Source organism: Curtobacterium sp. SP.BCo, from assembly GCF_051903265.1.
In the GTDB taxonomy this organism is placed as follows: Bacteria; Actinomycetota; Actinomycetes; order Actinomycetales; family Microbacteriaceae; genus Curtobacterium.
This window is the reverse complement of sequence record NZ_CP194337.1, coordinates 2184627-2206371: the sequence shown is the minus strand read 5'-3', so window position 1 is coordinate 2206371 and position 21745 is coordinate 2184627. Positions and strand designations below refer to the sequence as shown.

The 21745-nt window shown below is 71.5% G+C and carries 17 protein-coding genes and 1 other RNA gene; 3 read left to right on the top strand and 15 right to left on the bottom strand.

Features of this window, described 5'->3' with window-relative positions:
* Positions 1-6: 6 nt before the first annotated feature.
* The 6 genes from ACRQ4B_RS10555 to ACRQ4B_RS10530 form a co-directional block, all read right to left on the bottom strand.
* Positions 7-1434, bottom strand: a complete 1428-nt coding sequence (locus ACRQ4B_RS10555) for a UDP-glucose dehydrogenase family protein (RefSeq protein WP_439691403.1) — start codon at positions 1432-1434, stop codon at positions 7-9.
* The gene (locus tag ACRQ4B_RS10550; RefSeq protein WP_439691402.1) at positions 1431-2975 is read right to left on the bottom strand and encodes a glycosyl hydrolase; all 1545 of its coding nucleotides are present in this window, start codon (positions 2973-2975) and stop codon (positions 1431-1433) included. Before ACRQ4B_RS10550 ends, ACRQ4B_RS10555 begins: the two co-directional genes overlap by 4 nt.
* On the bottom strand, positions 2968-4617 hold the full coding sequence (locus tag ACRQ4B_RS10545) for a glycosyltransferase family 2 protein (protein WP_439691401.1): 1650 nt from the start codon (positions 4615-4617) through the stop codon (positions 2968-2970). The genes ACRQ4B_RS10550 and ACRQ4B_RS10545 overlap by 8 nt, the downstream gene beginning before the upstream one ends.
* 536 nt (positions 4618-5153) lie before the next feature.
* Positions 5154-8126: a bifunctional [glutamine synthetase] adenylyltransferase/[glutamine synthetase]-adenylyl-L-tyrosine phosphorylase gene (locus tag ACRQ4B_RS10540; protein ID WP_439691400.1), complete on the bottom strand. Its 2973-nt coding sequence runs from the start codon at positions 8124-8126 to the stop codon at positions 5154-5156.
* Between the two features lie 22 nt (positions 8127-8148).
* Complete coding sequence (gene glnA / locus ACRQ4B_RS10535; protein WP_439691399.1) at positions 8149-9486, bottom strand: type I glutamate--ammonia ligase; 1338 nt, start codon at positions 9484-9486, stop codon at positions 8149-8151.
* A gap of 36 nt (positions 9487-9522) precedes the next feature.
* Complete coding sequence (locus ACRQ4B_RS10530) at positions 9523-9702, bottom strand: SPOR domain-containing protein (protein WP_022906735.1); 180 nt, start codon at positions 9700-9702, stop codon at positions 9523-9525.
* Positions 9703-10093: 391 nt separating this feature from the next.
* Between ACRQ4B_RS10530 and map the strand changes: the two genes are divergently transcribed.
* From map to rnpB, 3 genes are all read left to right on the top strand, one after another.
* Complete coding sequence (gene map, locus ACRQ4B_RS10525) at positions 10094-10957, top strand: type I methionyl aminopeptidase (protein WP_439691398.1); 864 nt, start codon at positions 10094-10096, stop codon at positions 10955-10957.
* Positions 10958-10986: 29 nt separating this feature from the next.
* On the top strand, positions 10987-11739 hold the full coding sequence (gene ppgK, locus ACRQ4B_RS10520) for a polyphosphate--glucose phosphotransferase (RefSeq protein WP_439691397.1): 753 nt from the start codon (positions 10987-10989) through the stop codon (positions 11737-11739).
* Between the two features lie 73 nt (positions 11740-11812).
* Positions 11813-12173, top strand: an RNA gene (gene rnpB, locus ACRQ4B_RS10515) — RNase P RNA component class A.
* Between the two features lie 275 nt (positions 12174-12448).
* Here the strand turns inward: rnpB and ACRQ4B_RS10510 are convergent.
* The 9 genes from ACRQ4B_RS10510 to ACRQ4B_RS10470 all read right to left on the bottom strand — a co-directional run bounded on the left by ACRQ4B_RS10510 (position 12449) and on the right by ACRQ4B_RS10470 (position 21733).
* Positions 12449-13183 carry a zinc ribbon domain-containing protein gene (locus ACRQ4B_RS10510; RefSeq protein ID WP_439691396.1) on the bottom strand — a complete coding sequence of 245 codons (735 nt, stop codon included), beginning with the start codon at positions 13181-13183 and terminating at the stop codon, positions 12449-12451.
* 2 nt (positions 13184-13185) lie between these two features.
* Positions 13186-14031 carry a Nif3-like dinuclear metal center hexameric protein gene (locus tag ACRQ4B_RS10505; protein ID WP_439691395.1) on the bottom strand — a complete coding sequence of 282 codons (846 nt, stop codon included), beginning with the start codon at positions 14029-14031 and terminating at the stop codon, positions 13186-13188.
* Positions 14032-14105: 74 nt separating this feature from the next.
* Positions 14106-15134 carry a hypothetical protein gene (locus ACRQ4B_RS10500; RefSeq protein ID WP_439691394.1) on the bottom strand — a complete coding sequence of 343 codons (1029 nt, stop codon included), beginning with the start codon at positions 15132-15134 and terminating at the stop codon, positions 14106-14108.
* Positions 15135-15248: 114 nt separating this feature from the next.
* The gene (locus ACRQ4B_RS10495) at positions 15249-15806 is read right to left on the bottom strand and encodes an RBBP9/YdeN family alpha/beta hydrolase (protein ID WP_439691393.1); all 558 of its coding nucleotides are present in this window, start codon (positions 15804-15806) and stop codon (positions 15249-15251) included.
* Positions 15807-15847: 41 nt separating this feature from the next.
* Entirely contained in the window at positions 15848-16807 is a 960-nt protein-coding gene (locus ACRQ4B_RS10490) for an AraC family transcriptional regulator (RefSeq protein WP_439691392.1), read from the bottom strand.
* Between the two features lie 66 nt (positions 16808-16873).
* Positions 16874-17323 (bottom strand): ATP-binding protein, encoded by a 450-nt coding sequence (locus ACRQ4B_RS10485; protein ID WP_439691391.1) that lies wholly within the window; start codon positions 17321-17323, stop codon positions 16874-16876.
* Positions 17320-17658, bottom strand: a complete 339-nt coding sequence (locus tag ACRQ4B_RS10480; protein ID WP_439691390.1) for an STAS domain-containing protein — start codon at positions 17656-17658, stop codon at positions 17320-17322. The genes ACRQ4B_RS10485 and ACRQ4B_RS10480 overlap by 4 nt, the downstream gene beginning before the upstream one ends.
* Positions 17659-17713: 55 nt before the next feature.
* Positions 17714-18925, bottom strand: coding sequence for a multidrug effflux MFS transporter (locus ACRQ4B_RS10475; RefSeq protein WP_439691389.1), 1212 nt, complete (start codon positions 18923-18925; stop codon positions 17714-17716).
* A 150-nt stretch (positions 18926-19075) separates the two neighbouring features.
* Positions 19076-21733 (bottom strand): phosphoenolpyruvate carboxylase, encoded by a 2658-nt coding sequence (locus tag ACRQ4B_RS10470; RefSeq protein ID WP_439691388.1) that lies wholly within the window; start codon positions 21731-21733, stop codon positions 19076-19078.
* Positions 21734-21745: the final 12 nt, after the last annotated feature.

Below are 21745 nucleotides of genomic sequence, written 5' to 3'. Positions count from 1 at the left end.
GGACGACTACCGCGCGGTGGCCACCGCGTCGTGAGTCCCCGCGGCGACGCTCACGGGTGCACCCGTGACCGGAGTGGGCCGTCCCAGGGAACGGACGGTCCAACCCGCCTTGACCCAGTCGGTGACCGGGAGGCAGTTGCGGGCGTCGATGACGGTCCGACGACCCACGATGGCGGCGAGTTCGGCGGGGTCCGCAGCGACCACGTCGTCCCACTCGGTGAGCACGAGCACCACGTCGGCGTCCTCGACGGCACCGGCCATCGACGACGAGTAGGTGAGCGTCGGGAACGAGCGGCGCGCGGTCTCCATCGCTTCCGGGTCCCACAGCGTCACCTGGGCGCCGCGGAGGTGCAGCGCCGCCGCGACGTTGAGCGCCGGGGAGTCACGGACGTCGTCGGTGAGCGGCTTGAAGGCCGCGCCGATGACGGCGACGCGTCGGTTCAGCACGGAGCCGCCGAGCGCGTCGATCGTCATGTCGATGACGCGTTCGCGCTGCCCCATGTTGATCTCGTCGACCTGCTGCATGAGCCCGACCACGCGGCCGGCGCCGAGTTCGTTCGCGCGGTGCATGAGCGCGCGGATGTCCTTCGGCAGGCAGCCGCCGCCGAACCCGAGTCCGGCGTTCAGGAATTTCCGGCCGATGCGCGCGTCGTGCCCCAGGGCGTCCGCGAGGGTCGACACGTCGGCCCCGGTGATCGCGCACATCTCCGAGATCGCGTTGATGAACGAGATCTTCGTGGCGAGGAAGGCGTTCGCACTGACCTTGACGAGCTCCGCCGTGGCGAGGTCGGTCGTGATCACCGGGGTGCCCTCGGCGATGGGTGCGGCGTAGACCTCGCGGATGACGGCATCGGCGGCCTCGGACGCACCGCCCCAGACGAGCCGGTCCGGGTGGAGGGTGTCGTCGACGGCCTTGCCCTCGCGGAGGAACTCGGGGTTCCAGATGAGCTCGGCGCTGATGCCGGACGGTGCGAACTCGCGGACGATGCCGCGGAGCCGCGCGGCGGTGCCGACCGGGACGGTCGACTTGCCGACGATGAGCCCGGGGTGCGTGAGGTTCTCGGCGACGCCACGGGTCGCGCTCTCCACGTAGGCGAGGTTCGCGGCGTGCGAGCCGGCCTTCTGCGGGGTTCCGACGCAGACGAAGTGCACGTCCGCCGCGGCCACCGCGGACGCGATGTCGGCCGTGAAGCGGAGCTTCCCGCTCGCTACGTGCTTCGTGATGAGCTCCGGCAGGCCGGGCTCGAAGAAGGGCACCTCGCCGGCGGAGAGCGCCGCGAGCTTGGACGGGTCGACGTCAACGCCGATGGTCTCGAAGCCCATCTCGGCCATGGCGGCCGCGTGGGTGGCACCGAGGTAGCCGGTGCCGATGACGCTGATGACGGGAGCGGGACGCGTGTCGGCCGATGCGGTCGACTTCTTGGACTCGGTCATTGCTTGACCTCCTGAAGGTCGTAGTCGATGTCGGTGCGCTTGATGCCGTCGGCGAAGGCCTGGAGGCTGTCCGCACGGGAGTCGAGGCGCCAGTCGTTGGTGGTGCGGGTGCCGTCGACGATGGTCGTCGCCGTCTCGCTGAAGTACGAGAAGCCGATGATGTCGGCGTTGGCCGGGTCCGCGAGGGCGTCGAACAGCGAGTTGATCCACTGCGACTTCTGCGAGTTCGAGACGCTGCCCCCGGTCTCGGTGGCACCGATCTCGTTGAGGACGATGCCCTTGCCCGGCGCGATCTGCCGGATCTGGGCGAGGGTCGCACCGAAGGTGTTCTGGAACGTCGGCGATTCCTTGGCGTCGCGGTAGTAGCCGCTCATGCCCACCCAGTCGACGTACTTCGCACCCGGGTAGTAGTTCGCCATGTAGTCGAGCGTCTGGTACTTCGCGTTGCCGAGCTTGTCGATGCGCGACGGGGACCAGTCCCAGATGGCGTACTGGTTCGCGCCGTTGTCCTGGAAGACCTGCCAGACGTGCTGCCACATCGCCGTGTACGAACCGGCGGCGTTCTGCTGCTTCGTACCCTCGGACCAGTTGTACCACTGGCCGTTCATCTCGTGGTCGAGGCGGATCACGAGCGGCATCCCGTTCGCCTTCAGCGCCTGGGCGTACTTCGTCAGGTATGCGTCGAACTTGCCCGAGATGATGTCCTGGTTCGTGTAGCCCGCGACGTACGGCTCGTCGTTGCCGGTCTTCGCCGGGGCGGACTCCCACGTCATCATCGGCAGGCGACCGTTGGCCCAGGCACGCTGGACGGCGTTCTGGTTGAAGTCCTGGTCGAACCCCTGGAAGAAGCCGACCATGTTCGTGGCCTTCCCGACCTCCTTCGAGACCTGGTCGTACTCGGACCAGTTGAAGGGGGCCTGCGCCGTGTAGAGGCCGTACCAGCGGGACTGCTGGGCGAGGACCTGCTGCTTGGTCGGCGCCGTGATCGCGTCGGGTCCGCCGGGGTCCTTCGACGGCCCGGTGTTCGGGTTCGTCGCCGGACCGCCGGAGCCGCCACCGTTGCTGCCACCGTTGCCGCCGGTGTTGCCACCGCCGGAGCCACCGGAGCCGTTGCCGCCGGAACCGGCCGCGTCGACACGGGTACCCGACACACCGGAGGAGGACGCGCCTCCCGACCCGCTCGTGGCGGAACCGAGCTGGGACTGGAGTGACGCGAGCTGCGCCTTGAGCTGCGTGATCTGGTGGGCCCGGGAGCCGGCCTGCGCGCTGGCGGAGTCGAGCTTGCCCTCGAGCGCCCAGATCTGCTGCTGTGCGGCGGTGAGCTTCGTCTGGAGCTCGGCCGCGGAGACCTTCTTCTTCGGCGGGGCGACACCGAGGGCCTGGTGGACGGCGGTCGAGACGGGCCCGGCCGGTGACACCCAGACGTTCCAGGTGATCAGGCCGAGCACGAGGACGATCGCGGTCGTCCCGACGGCGGTGAGACGTGCGTGCTTGCTGGATTGCGCCCACCAGGCACCGGAGGAGCGGATGAGGTCAGACAATGAGGAAGGCCTCCAGGGCGAAGATCGCGAACCCGATGCAGTACGGGATCGCTGCGTACGGGTTGTACCGACGGACGCGTGCGGGGGCGGTCGCGCGGGTCGGCTGCGCTGCGGTGGCGGCCGAACGGCGGGTCGCGAGCACGGTCGCGGTGGAGTTGGTGGTGGCGTCCGGGCCGAACAGCTCGTCGAACGCCCGGTCGACCTCGCGCTGGCCCGCGCCGAGGTCCTGGCCGGCTCCGAAATCCTGGCCGGCTCCGAGGTCCTGGCCTGCGCCGAGGCCCTGGCTGACTCTGGCGTCGACGCGGGCCGCGTCGATCGGGCTGACCGGGGTCTGCACCGCGAAGCCCGTCGGCTGGGCCGCCTCCGTGGTGGCCGCCGGGTCCTCCTCCATCGGGCCGCCCGCGTAGGCACCGGCCCGGGTCCCCCAACCGGACGCGTGCGCCAGGCGGAAGAACCCGATGAGCCGGATGGGCATGAGGAAGAACGTCGACACGATGATGAACATCGGCAGCCGGAAGAAGTCGCTCGGCTTCTCGGAGAGGTGCCGCATCTGCCGGATCGCCATGCTGAGCACGCTCGAGACGACCATGAGCGCGGCGACGTACACGAAACCGGTGGAGAAGCCGTACTGGTGCAGGATCCCCTGGTACAGGTTCTCGCCCTGCCCGGTGATCGCCCGGAAGATCCAGCCGGCGATCACGCCGAAGAGCATGAACGGCAGGATGATGTCGGTGAGGAAGAACAGTGCCAGGACCGGTGCGTGCCCGAGCATCCACGGCAGCATCCGCAGCGTGTTGTACTGCGAGCCTCGGGCCCAGCGGAGCTGCTGCTTGAACAGCTTCTTCACCTGGAGCGGGGCGTCCGTGTACACCAGCGACGTGTACTGGTAGACGGTCCGGTACCCCTCCTTGAGCGTGAGGTTCGTCAGCGTCCGGTCGTCGGACACCTCGAGGAACACGCCCATGAACTTCTCGTGCATGAAGCGGTCCATGACGCGCACGAGGATGTCGCGGCGGAAGGCGATCGTACGGCCGGGCAGGCAGCCGATCTGGCCGAGGACGCTCTGCGCGGGCATCGAGTACAGCGCGCGCGAGTTCTCCAGCCAGTCCGCCCAGCGGGTGATCCAGCTGCGCTCCGGCTCCAGGATGCGCTGACGGGTCGTGACGCCGCCGACGGAGGCGTCCGCGAACGGCTTGAGCAGTTCGTCGAGCGTGCCGGGCGTCCACACCGTGTCGGAGTCGACGAGCACGGTGATGTCGCCGGTCGACATCTCGGTGCCGACCTTGACGGCGTTGCGCTTGCCGGGGATGGGCGTGTGGGTCCAGCGGACGAGTGGGGCGAACTCGTCGCAGACCGCTTCGAGCGCCTCGTTGCGGGCGCCGTTGATGACGACGATGATCTCGCCGGGACGCTGCTCGACCATGCGGCCGATGACGTCCCGGAAGAGGTCGAGCGGTTCGTCCACGACGGGGACGACGACGCTGGTGGAACCGGTGTAGGTGCCGGTGAAGGGGCGGTAGCGGGCGGACAGGACGACCTTGAGCAACCAGAGCAGCCAGATCACCGCGGAGTACACGGCGAAGAGGTAGAACTCGGGGTGCCCGTCGACCATCTGCCTGATCTGCAGAATGAAGGTGAACATCGATCCCTGCTTCAACGTTCGAGATGGGTGATTCCGCGCCATCGGGAAATCGGGGTCGGTTCGGGTGACCCCATTGATGCAGATGCGCGACCACCCCCGCAACGCGACCCCCGTCCGGGGGCGTTACGGGCGCGTTACGGGGTACAGGGTGGTCCCCCCTCAGTCGCACGTGTCGTGTCCGCACTGGTGCTGACAGCACTCCAGTGGACTCGGTCCACTCCGCCACGCACCCTGCGGGTGTTCGGTCACTGACTGGAGGCACGGCTCGACTCGGCCGAAAACCCCTGTTCGGACAGTGGTCACCGCGCGCAGTGCACTCGACGCCGCCGGCGTCCCGGCACGAGCCGACCGTCATCGAGCAGCGGGGATCACGGTGCGGTAACGGCTCGGCGGACGCACGCAAAACGGGGTACACGTCAACCGGAACGGGGGACGTCCTGTGTTACGTCGAATTCACTTGCGAGGTCATGTCAACTCGCTGCGAAACACGTCAACCCGGGCGTGTCGCACATTCGACACGTGTGGGATGCGCCCGGTCAGGCGCCGTAGAACTCGCGCTCGAACACCTGCCGAGCGCGACGCGTGACCCCGAGGTAGTCGTCCTCGAGCTGCGACGCGGACCCGGGCGGGTACTCCATCAGCCGTGCGACGCCCTCGAGCTGGATGCGGTCCACCGGCAGCACGTCGGTGGTCTTCCCCGACCAGAGCACCAGTGCGCTCCGGGTGCGGGAGGCGAACCGCCACGCCGCTCCGAGCCGCTCGGCGTCCTCCGCGCCGATGAACCCGGCCTCCGTCGCGGCATCGAGGGCTTCCAGGGTCGACGTCGTGCGCAGACCGGGCACCGTGAGGGCGTGCTGCAGCTGCAGGAGCTGCACGAACCACTCCACGTCGCTAAGGGACCCACGGCCGAGCTTGAGGTGCCGCGCCGGGTCGGCCCCGCGCGGCAGTCGTTCGGACTCGACGCGGGCCTTGATCCGGCGGACCTCCCGCACGGCCTGGTCGTCGATGTGCTGAGGGTACCGGGTGCGGTCGGCGAGGTGCTCGAAGTCCCGGAGGAGTTGCTCGTCCCCCACCGCGCCGCGTGCCCGCAGCAGCGCCTGGGCCTCCCACGTGAGCGACCAGCGGGCGTAGTAGGCGCCGTACGACTCCAGGGTGCGCACCACCGGGCCGTTCTTGCCCTCCGGGCGCAGGTCGATGTCGAGGTCGAACGGGTGGATCGCGTCGTCGGTCAACCGCGCGAGCTCCCGCACGATGGTCTGCGCGGCCCGCGAGGCCTGCTCGGACGGGACGTCCTCCGGCGCGCGGTACACGTAGAGCACGTCGGCGTCGGAGCCGAAGCCGAGCTCGCGACCGCCGTAGCGGCCCATCGCGATCACGCCGAACTCCAGGCCGGCCGGGGCGTCGCGGCGCGCGAGCGTCAGGGCGCCGGCGAGCGTGGACTCGGTGACGTCGCTCAACGCCGGGCCGAGGGCGTCGACGTCGAGCTTCCCGAGCACGGCTGCCATGCCGAGCCGGAGCGTCTCCCGTCGCCGTGCCGACCGGACCAGTGCCGCGGCACCGTCCACGTCGTCGCCGTGCCGGGCGGTCGTCGCGGTGACCTCGGCGAGCAGCGACTCGACCGGACGCGGCCGGAGCAGCGTGTCCGGTTCGTCGAGCCACGCGACGGCCTCGGGGAACCGTTCGAGCAGCCCGGACAGGAACGCGGACTCGGACAGCACCGTCGTCAGGGAGTGTGCCGCACCGGACGAGTCGCGGAGCATGCGGAGGAACCAGCTGGACTCCCCCAGGGTGTCGCTCAGCCGTCGGAAGGCCAGGAGCGCGCGGTCCGGTGCCGGCCCCTCCGCCATCCACCGCAGGAGCACCGGGAGCAGGTTGCGTTGGATCGCCGCACGTCGGCTCGTGCCCTGCGTGAGCGCTCGGATGTGGCTCAGCGCGCCGGCGGGGTCCGCGAAGCCGATCGCGCCGAGGCGGTCGACGGCCTGGCCGCTCGTCAGGACGATCTCGCCGTCACTCGCGGCGACGGCCGACAGCAGCGGCCGGTAGAACAGCCGCTCGTGCAGACCACGGACCTCGAGCTTCACGCCGCGCCACCGCTGCTCGAGCGCCGACGCCGACCGGGCGAGGCCGGTCGACCGGGCGAGCACGCGCAGCTCTTCCTCGTCGGAGGGCATCAGGTGGGTGCGGTGGAGCCGTCGGAGCTGGATGCGGTGCTCGAGCAGTCGCAGCAGCGCGTAGTCCGGCCCGAAGCGCGCGGCCTCGGGCCGGCCGACGTAGCCGGCAGCGGTCAGGGCGTCCATCGCCTCGAGGGTCGACCGCACCCGGACGGACTCGTCGTCGCGGCCGTGCACGAGCTGCAGCAGCTGCACCGTGAACTCGACGTCGCGCAGGCCACCCGGGCCGAGCTTGAGCTGGCGGTCGACGTCGGCGTCCGGGATGTGCTCCGTGACGCGCTCCCGCATGCGCTGCACGGACTCGACGAACCCGGGACGCTTCGCGGAGTTCCACACGAAGGGCGCCACCGCGGCCGCGTAGCGCTCGCCCAGGTCGACCGAGCCCGCGATCGGGCGCGCCTTGAGCAACGCCTGGAACTCCCACTCCTTCGCCCACCGCTCGTAGTACGCGACGTGGGAGTCGAGCGTCCGGACGAGCGCGCCGTCCTTGCCCTCCGGCCGGAGGTTCGCGTCGACCTCCCACAGCGCCGGCTCGGCGGCGAGGTCGGTGATCGCGTGGGTCGCGGCGATCGCCAGCCGTGTCGAGATGAGCACCGCCCGGTCGGTGCCCACGCCCGTGCCGGCCTCCTCGTCAAGCGTCGGCTCGGTCACGAAGATGACGTCGACGTCGCTGACGTAGTTGAGCTCCCGCGCGCCGGCCTTGCCCATCGCGATGACGGCGAGGGGCGTCGCGGCGACGTCGGCCGCCGGGAACGGGACCTCGCGCCGGGCGACGTCGACCGCCGCCTCGAGCGCGGCGCCTGCGAGGTCGGCGAGGCCGGCGGCCACCGCCGGGAACGCCTCGGTCGGCGCGACGTTCAGGACGTCGAAGAGGGCGATCTGCGCCAGGTGCCGGCGGTAGCGGACGCGCAGCCGGAGCCGGGCGTCCTCACCGGTTGCACCGTCGACCGCCTCCAGCAACGACGCGGTGTAGCGCTCCTGCGACCACGGCTCCGTGACGGCGTCGAGCAGGAGCGCGATCTCCGCCGGCCGCCGGTGCAGGAACTCCCCCAGCCCGACCGACGCGCCGAGCAGCCGCACCAGCCGTTCCGTGGCGGCAGCGTCCGCCAGCACCGGACGCAGTTCGTCCGGTGCGCGCTCGAGCAGCCGTTCGAGCGCGCGGAGCGCGCCGTCCGGATCGGCAGTGGACTCCCACAGGGCCGGGGCGTCGCTGACCGGGACCTGCAGGTCGGGGCCGGACCGCGCCTCCAGATCGGCGATCCGCTGCAGGCTCTCCGACAGCTCCGCGAAGCCCAGGCGGGCCAACTCGGAACGCGACGTCGTCGTCCGTCCGGTCATCTGGTGCGCGCTCCCGGGACCGTCAGAGGGCGCCGAGGTTGGTGTCCAGCTCGAACGGCGTGACCTGGTCGCGGTAGGCCTTCCACTCCTGCCGCTTGTTCAGCAGCACGAAGTTGAACACCTGCTCGCCGAGCGTCTCCGCCACGAGCTCCGAGTCCTCCATGAGGCTCAGGGCGTGGTCGAGGCTCGCCGGCAGCTGGCTGTAGCCGAGGGCCCGGCGCTCGGAGTCCGTCAGACTCCAGACGTTGTCCTCGGCCTCCGGCGGGAGCTCGTAGCCCTCGTCGATGCCCTTCAGGCCCGCAGCGAGCAGCAGCGAGTACGCCAGGTACGGGTTCGCCGCGGAGTCGATCCCGCGGTACTCGACCCGTGCCGACTGCCCCTTGTTCGGCTTGTACAGCGGCACACGGACGAGCGCCGAGCGGTTGTTGTGGCCCCACGTCACGAACGACGGGGCCTCGTCACCGCCCCAGAGGCGCTTGTAGGAGTTCACGAACTGGTTCGTCACCGCCGTGATCTCCGGCGCGTGGCGCAGGACACCCGCGATGAAGTGCTTCGCGGTGTCGGACAGTTGGTACTGACCGCCGGCCTCGTAGAAGGCGTTCTGGTCGCCCTCGAACAGCGAGACGTGCGTGTGCATGCCGGAGCCGGGCTGACCGGAGATCGGCTTCGGCATGAAGGTCGCGTAGACGCCCTGCTCGATCGCCACCTCCTTCACGACGGTGCGGAACGTCATGATGTTGTCGGCCATCGTCAGCGCGTCGGCGTAGCGGAGGTCGATCTCGTTCTGGCCGGGACCGGCCTCGTGGTGGGAGAACTCCACCGAGATGCCGAGGTCCTCGAGCATCCGGACCGAACGGCGGCGGAAGTCGTGCGCGCTGCCCCCGGGCACGTTGTCGAAGTAGCCGGCGCGGTCGACGGGCTGCGGGCCGCCGTCCTGCCAGTCCCGGCTCTTCAGCAGGTAGAACTCGATCTCCGGGTGCGTGTAGAACGTGAAGCCGCGCTCGCTCGCCTTCGCCAGCGTGCGCTTCAGCACGTTGCGGGGGTCGGCGACGGCGGGCTGCCCGTCCGGCGTGGTGATGTCGCAGAACATCCGCGCCGTGGGGTCGATCTCGCCGCGCCACGGGAGGATCTGGAACGTCGAGGGGTCCGGGTGCGCGAGGACGTCGGCTTCGTAGCTGCGCGTCAGGCCCTCGATCGCGGAGCCGTCGAACCCGATGCCCTCGGCGAACGCACCCTCGACCTCGGCCGGAGCGATCGCCACCGACTTCAGCGTCCCGATGACGTCCGTGAACCAGAGTCGGATGAACTTGATGCCCCGCTCCTCGATGGTGCGGAGCACGAAGTCCGTCTGCTTGTCCATTGACGCCCTTTCCGTGGTGCAGCTGGGATGCTCAGCCTATTGGTCTTCGTCGTCCCAACGCTCGTTGTTCGCCTTGATGCGGTCCAGGGCGTGTTGCGCTTCCTCACGCGTGTCGAACGGGCCGATCCGGTCGCGCTGCGGGGACTGCGGGCCCTGCTCGACGGCGTGCGTCTTCTCGTTGAACCACCACTGGGACTCGATGCGTTCGTCGCTCATGCCGCCACCGTACCCACGGCGCGCGTCGCGCGCGCCGTGCGCGTGCGGGGCGGCCGCACCGAGTCTCGTGGTGAGCGACGGGTCTCGCGCTCGGGGACGCGAGGACTGTCGCTCAGACCGAGTCTCGCGCCCGGGACCGACAGGGGCGACTGACGGGACCGCCTGGAGGCGCGGCGCGGGTCCGGCGGACCGGCACCGCGCCTCCAGGCGGTCGGGGCGGCGCGCGCTGGGCCGAGTCTCGCCATCAGCGACGGGTCTCGCGCACGGGAGCGCGAGGGCTGTCGCCCAGGCCGAGTCTCGCGCCGCGCTCCGCCGCGCTCCGCGCCGCTCCGCCGCGCTCCGCGCGAGCGGCTGCGCCGGGCGCGCCGAGCGCGCGGCTAGAGTGGTCGGCATGCCCCGGGACGAACACGGACACCTGACCGCCGGCCGCATCTCCCCGCAGCGGCCCGTCCCGAAGGACATCGAGCGCCCTGAGTACGTCGGCCGCGCCGAACCGGACGAGCACGGCCTCGGCGACACCTACACGCCGGACGAGGTCGAGCGCATCCGGGTCGCGGGCCGCATCGCCTCCCAGGCCATCGATGCCGTCGGCAATGCCATCCGCCCGGGCGTCACCACCGACGAGCTCGACCGCATCGGCCACGAGTTCGTGGTGTCGCACGGCGCGTACCCGTCGACGCTCGGCTACCGCGGCTACCCGAAGTCGCTCTGCTCGAGCCTCAACGAGGTCATCTGCCACGGCATCCCCGACGACACCGTCCTGCAGGAGGGCGACCTCGTCAACATCGACATCACCGCCTACAAGGACGGGATGCACGGGGACACCAACCGCACCTTCATCGTCGGCGAGGGCACGCAGGAGGTCCGCGACCTCGTCGACCGGACGGAGGAGGCACTGCGCCGCGGCATCAAGGCCGTCGCGCCCGGCCGCCAGGTGAACGTCATCGGCCGCGCCATCGAGGCGTACGCGAAGCGCTTCGGCTACGGCGTCGTCCGCGACTACACCGGCCACGGCGTCGGGCGGGCGTTCCACTCCGGCCTGATCATCCCCCACTACGACGCTCCCCGGTTCGACGACGTCATCGAGCCCGGCATGGTCTTCACCATCGAACCGATGCTCACCCTCGGTGGCATCGAGGCGGACATCTGGGCCGACGACTGGACCGTCTCCACGCGGGACAAGTCCTGGACCGCACAGTTCGAGCACACCCTCGTCGTCACCGAGCGCGGCGCGGAACTCCTCACCGTCTCCTGACCCCTGACCTCCCTACCGAAAGGCTCCTCATGACCACCCTCGCAGTCGGCGTCGACATCGGCGGTACGGGCATCAAGGGCGCGATCGTCGACGTCTCCACCGGCGAACTCACCACCGACCGGATCAAGAAGGCCACGCCGGAGGGTGGGAAGCCGCACGACATCGTGGCGGTGGCGAAGTCGATCGTCGAGGAGCTCGCCCCGGCCGCGGACGTCCCGGTCGGTGTCTGCTTCCCCGCGATCGTCCGCGACGGCAAGACCATGTCGGCGGCGAACGTGTCGAAGAAGTGGATCGGCTTCGAGGCCGAGGCGCTGTTCGAGAAGGAACTCGGCCGCTCCATCCACTTCGTCAACGACGCCGACGCCGCCGGGTTCGCCGAGCAGCAGTTCGGCGCCGCGAAGGGCAAGGACGGCCTCGTCGTCGTCACGACGCTCGGCACCGGGATCGGGAGCGCGCTCATCAACGACGGCGTGCTGATCGTCAACTCCGAGCTCGGACACCTGGAGATCGACGGGCACGACGCCGAGTCGCGCGCCTCGTTCGCCGCGAAGGAGCGGGACGACCTGTCCTGGAAGCACTGGGCGAAGCGGCTGCAGAAGTACTACTCGACGCTCGAGGCCCTGCTCTCCCCCGAGCTCTTCGTCGTGGGCGGCGGCGTGTCGAAGCAGTACGAGGAGTTCCTGCCGCTGCTCGACCTGCAGGCTGAGATCATCCCGGCGACGCTCCGCAACAACGCCGGCATCATCGGCGCGGCGACCCTCGCGGCCCGTTCGCAGTCCTGACGGGGCGCTGCGGCACCACTGTTCCCCCGACGACTCCGCCGTGCGTTCGGCCCGCTAGACTCGGTGCTGCGAATGGGTCGGTGAGACGGTCGCGTCACTCCCCCGGGAGTGCCGAGGAACGTCCGGGCTCCACAGAGCAGGGCGGTGGGTAACACCCACCCGGAGCAATCCGCGAGACAGTGCCACAGAAAGCAGACCGCCGGCGGCGACGTCGGTAAGGGTGAAACGGTGGTGTAAGAGACCACCAGGGGTCCGGGTGACCGGATCCGCTCGGTAAACCTCGCCCGGAGCAAGGTCAGACAGAGGACGCTGAGGCTGCTCGCCGAGTCCTCGGGTAGACCGCTGGAGGCCGACGGCAACGTCGGTCCGAGAGAGATGGCCGTCACCACCGCGCGAGCGGTGGGACAGAACCCGGCGTACGGCCGGCCCATTCGCACCACACTCGACGCGTGCGTCGCGTACAGCGCCTCGCACCGTGCGAGGCGCCCGTTGCACGGTGCGAGGTTCCGCGCTGCGTGGGACGCCGGGAGCCTCGCACCGACGTCGGGACCTCGCACACTCCGGTGACCTCGCACCGTGCGAGGTCACGCCGCACGCCCGTGCGCGGTCACGCGCGCACGCCCGTGCGACGCGACGCGACGCCCGCCACGACGGACGGGAGGCACGGTGCCAGCTGGCACCGTGCCTCCCGTCCGTCGTGCGGAGCTGTCTAGAGCCCGGACTCAGCGGTCCGCACCAGGATCGCGTCGCTGTCCGGGCAGAGCACCACGTCGTCAGGAGCGGCCTGGCGGATTGCCTGGAGGTCCGAGTTCGTCAGCGCCACACCGGACGCCGTCGACACGCCACCCTGCAGCAGCGAGGCGCCGAAGCCGTACCGGGCGCGCTGACGGTCGTAGAGCGCGAGGAGCTCTGCCGGCACCTTCGCGGCGACGTCCGCACGCGCCTGCACGGCGGACGAGCGGTCGGACTCCAGCCGCGCGATCTCGGTGTCCCGTTCGGCGACGAGTCCGGCGCGGGAGGCCTCGACGTCGGCGAGCTGCGCCTCGACGTCCCCGACGCGGGCGCGGAAGCCGTCGAGCTTCTCCATGACCTCGAGCTCGGCGGTCTCCAGGTCCCCGATGCGGCGCTGCAGCGAGTCGAGCTCGTTCTGCAGTCCCGCGGCGTCCTTCGCGCTGGACACGTTCTGGAGCATCGTGGTGTCGCGCTCGACCCGGGCCTGCGCCGTCGCCGTGTCGGACTCGAGCCGGGCGAGCTCGCGTTCGGCGTCCTCGACCTCACCGGTCGCGGCCGCGAGCGCGGCGCGGAGGCCTGCTGCGGTCGTCCCGAGCTCGGTGAGCCGGTCGCCCTTCTGGAGCGCGGTGATGCGGTGCGCGATCCGGGTGACGTCGTTGTCGAGACGCTGGACGTCGAGGAGGATGACCTGGTCCTCGGGTGCTGCCTTCATGGTCAGACTCCTTCAGTGTCGGTGGTGGGTTCGGCGGCCGGCAGGACGGCGAAGTCCCACGGGTCGGTGCGGAGGTCGCTCACGGTCACCCGGACCCCGGCGGCGCGGCGGAGTTGTTCGGCCGCGACGTCGAGCCAGAGCCACTCGGTCGCCCAGTGCGAGGTGTCGACCAGGGCCGGACCGCCGCCGAGGAGGGCCTGCTCACGGAACTCCGACGCCGGGTGGTGGCGGAGGTCGCTGGTGACGTAGACGTCGGCGTCGAGCACCGCCGGGTGGCGCAGGTAGGCGTCCCCGGCACCGGCGCAGAGGGCGACGGTGCGGATCGGCTGGTCGAAGTCCCCGGAGACCCGGACGCCGGTCGCGGTGCCCGGCAGGAGGTCGACGAGGGCCCGGGCGAGCGCACCGAGGGTCGTCGGCTCGGCGAGCACACCGACGCGGCCGATGCCGGTCGACGGGTCCGTGCCGGGGTCGAGCGGCCGCTGTTCGCCGAGGCCCAGCCGGTCGGCCAGCACGGCGGACGTGCCGGTGGTGACGACGTCGGCGTTCGTGTGGGCGGCGACGAGGGCGGTGCCGCCGCGGACGAGCGTCGCGAGCACACGGCCCTTGTAGGTGGACTCGGCGATCGTCGTCACGCCGCGGAGGAGCAACGGGTGGTGGGTGAGGAGCAGATCCGCTCCGAGGTCGACGGCTTCCTGCGCGGTCGACGGGACGGCGTCCACGGCGAGGTGCACGTGCTCGACGGGCTGGTCGGGATCGCCGGCGACGAGACCGACGGCGTCCCAGGACTCGGCCCCGGCGGCGGGCCACAGGTCTTCGATCACGGCCTGGAGTTCGCGGAGCGTCGGCATCCCGTCAGTCTACCGAGCGGGGGACGCCACCGAGCCGCCTGTGGACGACGGACGACCGCACGCGGGGCTGTGGATCAGCGGCGCCCGAGGGCACGCAGGATCCGGTCGACGAAGCGTGCCCACCAACCGGGCTGTCCGGCCGTGGTGTCCGTCGGCTGCTCGGCGGGAGCGTCGACGGCGTCGAGCGCGGGCGACTGCGGTGCCGGCGTGGCGGCCTCGGGCAGCACGACGGGCGTGCTCGCCGTCGCGCCGCTGTGCGCCGTGAGCGCGGCGGCGAACGCCGCACGGTCGATGACGGTGGGACCGGTGGCGGGCTGGATGAGCGGGGTGGGTCGCGTGTTCGCCGACACCGGTGAGACGACCGGGAGGGACAGCACCGGACGAGCGGGCTCGTCACGCTCCGCACGGCTCGGCTCCGGGGCGTCGATCGCGTCGACCAGGTCGGTCGCGGCGACGAGCGCGGGCGCGGCGGGCACCGGTGCCGCGATCGTGGGCGCGACGACGGGGACGGTACCGGTGGCGGCACGACGGGCGGCGGCGCGGTCGCGGCGGTCCGCCTCGAGCGCAGCGTCCGCGAGCAGGTCGGCGAACACCGTGTGCGCGAACGCGCGGGCCGCCTCGACCTCGGGGTCGCTGAGCTCGGCGACGGTCGCTTCCCACGCGGCGAGGCGTGCGAGGTCCTCGTCGCGGCGGCGGACCTCGTCCTCGAGGATCACGATGCGCTCGATCGTGGTGCGACCGCTCGACGCCGACACCTCGACGGCGAGGTCCTCGAACTGCAGCGCGATGCGCTCCGGGGGCTCGGGGAACGACGGTGCGCAGAGCGCGGCGTGCCGGGCACGGTCACGGGGGCGACGGAAGGCGGAGTCGTCCGTCCGGACATCCGACGCCGCGGCATCGACCTCCGGAGCGGTGACGGTCGTCGCGGACTCGGCGGGGGCGTCCGACGCTGCGTCCGGTCGCTGCACGGGGCCGGTGACCGGCGGGACCACGAGGTCCGCCAGGTACGGGGCGCGCGTCGCCGGGGCGTCACGGAGCCACTCCTCGAGCTCGCGACCGAAGGGGTCGACGAGGGGGGTGCGTGCACCGGACTGCGTTTCCATGATCGGAGTATGAATATCGCGACGCTCATTTCCGTGGACATCCGCGGTGTGTCGCCGGAGTCGCTGCCATATCGCCTCGAACGTGAACGGCGTGTCGGCAGCACTCGACCGGGCTCAGAGCGACCGTTCGAAGTCCGTCAGCAGCGCGTGTCCGGCCGGCCATCCGCCGACGCCGCTCGCGACGTTGACGTGCCCGAGCGCCCCGACCCGGACGACCTGTGCGCCGAGCGTCCCCGCGAAGCCCAGAGCGCGCTCGGTCGAGCAGTACGGGTCGTCGTCGCTCACCACCAGCACGGTGGGGACGCCGGACGGCCCCGACGGTTCGGCGAACCCCGCGGCGGCGTCCGGGAAGCCCGCCGCCGCCGGGTCCGGCGGCGCGACGAGGAAGGCGCCGGCGACCGGAGCGTGGCCGGTTCCCCGCAGCCAGTCCGCGACGGCCAGGACCCCCAGGCTGTGCGCGATGAGCACCTGCGGCTCGTCGCACGCCGCCACCGCCCGGGAGATCGCGGCGGACCAGTCGGCCGGGTCGGGCTCGCTCCACGACGACGGGGCGATGCGGACCACCCCGTGGGGGTCGTCCGCCTGCCGGTCGTCCTGCCAGCGGGACTGCCAGTGCTCGGGGTCGGAGTTCCAGATCCCGGGGACGATCACCCACGGTCGAGGTCTGCGCACCCCCGCAGCGTAGCGGGGCGCAGCGGGTCGGCCGGGAGCGCTCAGCCGTGCAGCGTGTCGCGCGGGTACTCGCCGAACCGAGCGGCGTAGGCGCCCGAGAACCGCCCGAGGTGCGCGAAGCCCCAGCGCACGGCCACCGACGCGACGGTGAGTTCCCCGGGCGCCGCGCGTCGGAGTTCGTCGTGGACGCGGTCGAGCCGGATGCCCCGCAGCATCGTGTTCGGGGCCGTGCCGACCTGGCGCTGGAAGGCCTGCTGCAGCCCGCGCACGCTGAGGCCGACGTGCTCGGCGACGTCGGTCGTGGTGATCGGGGTGTGCGCGAAGGCGTGCATGTACTCCACCGCCTGGCGGACCCGGCCGGTCGCACCCTGCGGCAGGTCGACGTCGGGCGTGAGCACCGTGTGCGGGAAGGTGCGGAGCAGGGCGCGGGCGGTGTCGCGTGCGGTCTCGGCGAGGACGATGGGCGACAGCGGCGTGTTCCCGAGCACGATGGTGGCGGCGCGTTGCACCTGGGCGTTCCAGCCGCGCAGGTCCTCCTTGGCCGGCACCTGCGTGTGGTCGAACACGAGCGGTGCGGGCTGGGAGCCGTGCTCCTCGGCGGCGACGCCCTCGAGGTACGTGCGGTCGAACTGCACCAGGCTCTGCCGGACGTCCTGCAGGTCGAACGCGAACGGCCGCCCCGTCGGGAACATCATCGGCGTCCCCGGCACGAACGCGGTCTCCTGCCGACCGATGTCGACCGTGCCGCCGCCGTCGGCGAGCCACATCACCACGTACTCGTCGCGGGACTCGAGCTCACCCACCATCCGGGCGTCGAAGCGCGTGGACCGGAAGGACATCGTGTCGTCGCCGACCACGCGGAAGCGGTAGCTGAACGGCCGCTCGGTCCGGCTCGCCCGGAACCCGGCGCCGTCGTAGGCGTCCTCGTACATGTGGATCGCCGCTTCGAGATCGGCCCCGGCCGTCTCGAAGCTGATCCTGGGGTCCGGCTCGACTGTCATCGACTGGATCGTGACACGGCGACACGGAAACCGGACACTCCGGATGTGGTGCTTGCGGGTAGTGGCTCAGGCGCTGCGCGATCCGGACGAACCGGACGGCCCTCGGTGCAGCCCGCGCCGGACGGTCCACTCGTTGCGGTCCGCGACCCGCTCGTACCGGAGCACGTCGACGACCATCTGCACGAGCGCGAGCCCGCGGCCACTCTCGGCGAGGGCGTCCGGCAGCCGGGCGGCGGCGGGGTCGATCGGGACCGGGACCCCGTCGTCCGTCAGGTGCACCTCGACGGCGTCGTCACCGACCTCGAGCTGCAGCGCGCACGCCACGGCGCGGCCGCCGGCACCGTGCTCGATCACGTTCGACGTCAGTTCGACCAGTGCGAGCTCGAGGGCCATCCGGTCCTCGGGCGTGATCGACGGCTCGGTGTCCCACACCGAGGTCAGGAAGGTGTGGACCGCCGTCACGTCGTCCGGAGGACACGCGAGGTCGAGCACGTGACCACCCACGGGCGCGCTCATCCCCAGTCGGTGACCGCGGCGTCCCCGTCCGGGTACGTGCGGAGGATCTTGTCCATGTTGGAGAGCTTCAGCACCATCTCGACCTGGTCGGACGGTGCCGCGATGCGCAGGTCGCCGCCGGCCTGCCGCGCGGTCTTCAGGCTGCCGACGAGGGCGCCGAGCCCGGAGGAGTCCATGAACTCCACGTTCGACAACTCGACGACAACCTTGGGCCGTCCGCCGCTGACGACCTGCGCCACGGTCTCGCGGAACGACGGGGCCGACACCATGTTCAGCCGGCCGCTGCACTCGAGCACCGCGGCTTCCGCGTCTGCCTCGTGTACGACGATGTCCATGTCGGTGCCTCCTCAGGTCGCTGCGACGTGCAGGAAGCAACCTACCGGGTCGGCCTCAGGAGACGGTCCGCCCCCGCCGAGTCGCGACGACTTGCACCACGACGGCGGCCGCCATCAGGACCGCCATCACCGACCCCATCGCCAGCGCCGTACCGCCGAGGACCCCGGCCAACGGGGTCCCGAGGCCACCGAGTCCGAACGTCAACCCGCCCTGGAGCGCCGCCGCCGTCCCGGGGTGCGCGGCCCCGATGTGCTGCGTCCGGGTCATCGCCGCGGGCAGCACGAACCCCCACGCCGCGGTGACCACGCCCAGCGAGCACCACACCGGGACGGCGCCGAACCCGCACAGCGCCGACACGAGCACACCAGCGGCCCCGAGCGCCCCGACCGCCAAGCCGACGCTCAGCAGTGCGTCCTCGGAGAACCGCCCCACGACACGGCGGAACACCAGCGTGGTGACGATCATCATCGACGCGTTCGTGGCGAAGACCAGCGTGTACATCCCCTCGGAGAACCCGAATTCCGTCTGGAACACGAACGAGCTCGTCGCGATGTACGCGAAGAACCCGATCGTCGACAGGACCCCGGTGAGCACGTAGGCGCGGAACCGCGGGATCGCCATCAGCTCGCGGATCCGTCGCCAGTTCGCGCCGAGCCCGACCCCGCCCCGCGACGCCCGCGGCAACGTCTCGTGGAACCGGACGACGACGGCGACGAAGAACACCGCACCGAGCACCGCGAGCACGACGAACATCAGCCGCCACGTCCCGACGGTCAGCAGCGCTCCCCCGGCCAGCGGGGCGACGACCGGGCCGATCGCGTTGATCGCGGCGAGCGTGCCGAACACCTTCGCCATGCGCGGGCCGCCGGTCACGTCCGACACCATCGCGCGTCCGGCCACGGCTCCGGCGGCTCCGGCGACCCCCTGGAGGACCCGCGCCACGACGAGCGTCACCACGTCGGGCGCGAGCGCGCAGCCGATCGAGGCGAGCGCGAACACTGCTGTCCCGACGAGCAGGAGCGGCCGCCGCCCGATGCCGTCGCTCACCGGACCGGCGAGGAGCTGGCCGACGGCGAAGGCGACGAGGAACGCGGTCAGGGACAACTGCACCGCGCCCGGCGTGGTCCCCAGGTCACGGGCGATCGCCGGGAGCGCCGGTATGTACATGTCGGTCGCGAACGGTGAGACGCCGACGATGAGCGCGAGCGGGACGATGGGCGGCAGCAGGGTCGTCCGGGGTGGGGTCCGCAGGCGCTCCGTCGTCACGCGGCCACGCTACGCGCAGCCGAATCGATTCGACAAGGGGTCCTGTTCGTCCGGCGCGACCGTCGCGCGGATCGACACCACAGGACGGACGGGAGGCACGGTGCGGGCCCGCACCGTGCCTCCAGTCCGTCCTGGTCGCGTCAGCGAGCGTCAGCCCGTGTTCTGCAGACCGGCGGCGATCCCGTTCACGGTGAGCAGGAGCAGACGGTGGTCGCCGTCCGCCGGGTTCGTGCTGCCGGACGTCCGGATCGCGCGCAGCGCGCGGAGCTGCAGGTGCGACAGGGCGTCGACGTACGGGCTGCGGAGGCGGACGGCGCGGGCGAGGACCGGGCGGTCCTCCAGGACGTCGCTGCCGCCGGAGACACGCAGCACCCAGTCGCGGGTACGGAGCATCTCGTCGAGGACCTTCGCGGCGAGGTCGTCGCGGTCGGCCAGCTCGAGGTAGCGGCGGGCGATGTGCTCGTCCGTCTTGGCCAGGGACATCTCGACGTTCTTGATCATCGCGCCGAACAACGGCCACTCCGCGAACGCGGTGCGGAGGAGGTCGACGTCGCCGACCGCCTCGAGCGCGGAACCGAGGCCGTACCAGCCGGCGAGGTTGATCCGCGCCTGCGTCCACGAGAACACCCACGGGATCGCGCGGAGGTCCTCGAGCGACTCGACGGACAGCCCGCGGCGGGCCGGTCGCGAACCGAGCGGCAGGAGACCGATCTCCTCCATCGGGGTGACCGTCGCGAACCACGGCGCGAAGCCGTCGGCCTTCACGAGGTCGTAGAACGCCTGCCGGGACACGTCGTCGAGCTGCTGCGCGAGGTCGGCGAAGCGGGTCGCGGCGACCGCGGTGCGCTCCTCGTTCGACGGCGACGACGCGAACAGCGTCGCGGAGGCCATCTGCTCGAGGTGCCGGGCCGCGATGTCCTGGTCGCCGTACTGGGCGAAGATGACCTCACCCTGCTCGGTGATCTTCAGCCGACCGTCGATGGACCCGCGCGGCTGTGCGAGCACGGCTTCGTTCGCCGGTCCCCCGCCCCGGCCCAGCGAGCCGCCGCGACCGTGGAACAGCGTCAGCTCGACGTCGTTGTCCTTCGCCCAGTCGGCGATGCGCGCCTGGGCGTCGTAGAGCGCGAGGTTCGCCGACACCGGACCGACGTCCTTCGACGAGTCCGAGTAGCCGAGCATGACCTCGAGCCGGCGCCCCGTCGCGGCGAGGCGGCGCTGGAACGGCTCCGTCCGCACCGCTTCGTCGAGGATGTCGACGCTGGCGTGCAGGTCGGCGAACGTCTCGAACAGCGGGATGACGTCGAGCACCGGTGCGGCCTCGGGCGAGCCGAGGGCGGCGACGGCGAGCTCGTGCACGTTCGCCAGGTCGGCGGCGGACTGCGTGAACGACACGATGTAGCGGCTCGCGGCACGTACCCCGTAGCGGGCCTGCAGCGACGCGATGGTGCGGAAGACGGCGAGGACCTCCTCCGTGGTCTCGCTGCGGTCACCACCGGCGCGGATCTCGGCGAGGGCGTTCCGGTGCACCTGCGAGTGCTGTCGGACCTCGAGCTCGGCGAGGTGGAACCCGAAGGTCTCCACCTGCCAGACGAGGTTCTGCAGCTCACCGTTCGCCGGACGGGTCGCCCCGGCCGCGACGAGCGACGTCTGGATGGTGCGGAGGTCGCTGAGCAGTTCCTCCGGCCCGCCGTAGGCGAGGGACTCCTGCCCGGTCCGGGTCGCGTCGATGCGGGCGGCGACGAACAGCAGCGCCCGACGGTGCGTCTCGTTCGGCGCACGGACACCGATGCGCTCGGCGATGCCGGGGTCGAGTGCTTCCTGCGCGGCGACAAGGGCGGTGAGGCCCGCGTCGGCCGGGGTCTCGGACGCGTCGAGGGTCAGGGTGCTGCCGATGCGGGTGGCCGCGCGGGAGAGCCCGAGCAGGATGTGCTCGGCCGCGATCTCGGCGGCCTGCCGGGTGACGTCGGCGGTCACGTGCGGGTTGCCGTCGCGGTCGCCACCGATCCAGGTGCCGACGCGCACGAACGCCGGCGCGGTGACCGGCGCGAGGCCCGCGTCGTCGCCGAGCAGCCGGTCGTCGAGCAGGCGGTAGACCTGCGGCACGATCTCGAACAGCGTCTGGTCGAACACGCTCATCGCCGTGCGGACCTCGTCGAGCGGGGTCGGCCGGGTCGTGCGCAGCGGCGAGGTGCGCAGGAGCGTCGTGATCTCCTCGAGCAGCCGGCGCTCGTTCTCGGCACGCGCGGTGGCGTTCGTCGTCCGGTCGCGCTCGTCGATGAGGTCGGTGATGCGTCGCACCGCCGTGGTCACCGCACGCCGACGGGCCTCGGTCGGGTGCGCCGTGAGGACGGGGTGGAACCGGAGGTCCCGGAGCCGCGCGGCCGCCTCCTCGTCGCCGACCTGCTCGACCAGGGACGCGTAGGTCGCCGGGAACGAGTCGCCCGCGACCCCGCCGTCGTCGCCGCGGTGCCGGAGCACCCGGACGCGGTGGTGCTCCTCCGCCAGGTTCGTCAGGTGGAAGTACGTCGTGAACGCCTGCGCCACGGCCTCGGCCCGTTCAGCCGACAGCTCCGCCACGATCGCCTCGGCACGTGCGGCCCCGGCGGCCTCGCCGCCCTCGTACGCGTCGATCACCGCGGCACGCAGGCTCTCGACGTCGTGCAGCAGGTCCTCGCCACCGGTCTCGCGCAGCACCCGCCCGAGCAGGTTGCCGAGGTAGCGGACGTCCGAGCGCAGGTCGCTGTCGACCGCCCCGCTGACGTCGTCCCGCGCGCGCCCGTGGCGCGTCGATCCATCGATCGCCGTCATGTGGTCCTTTCC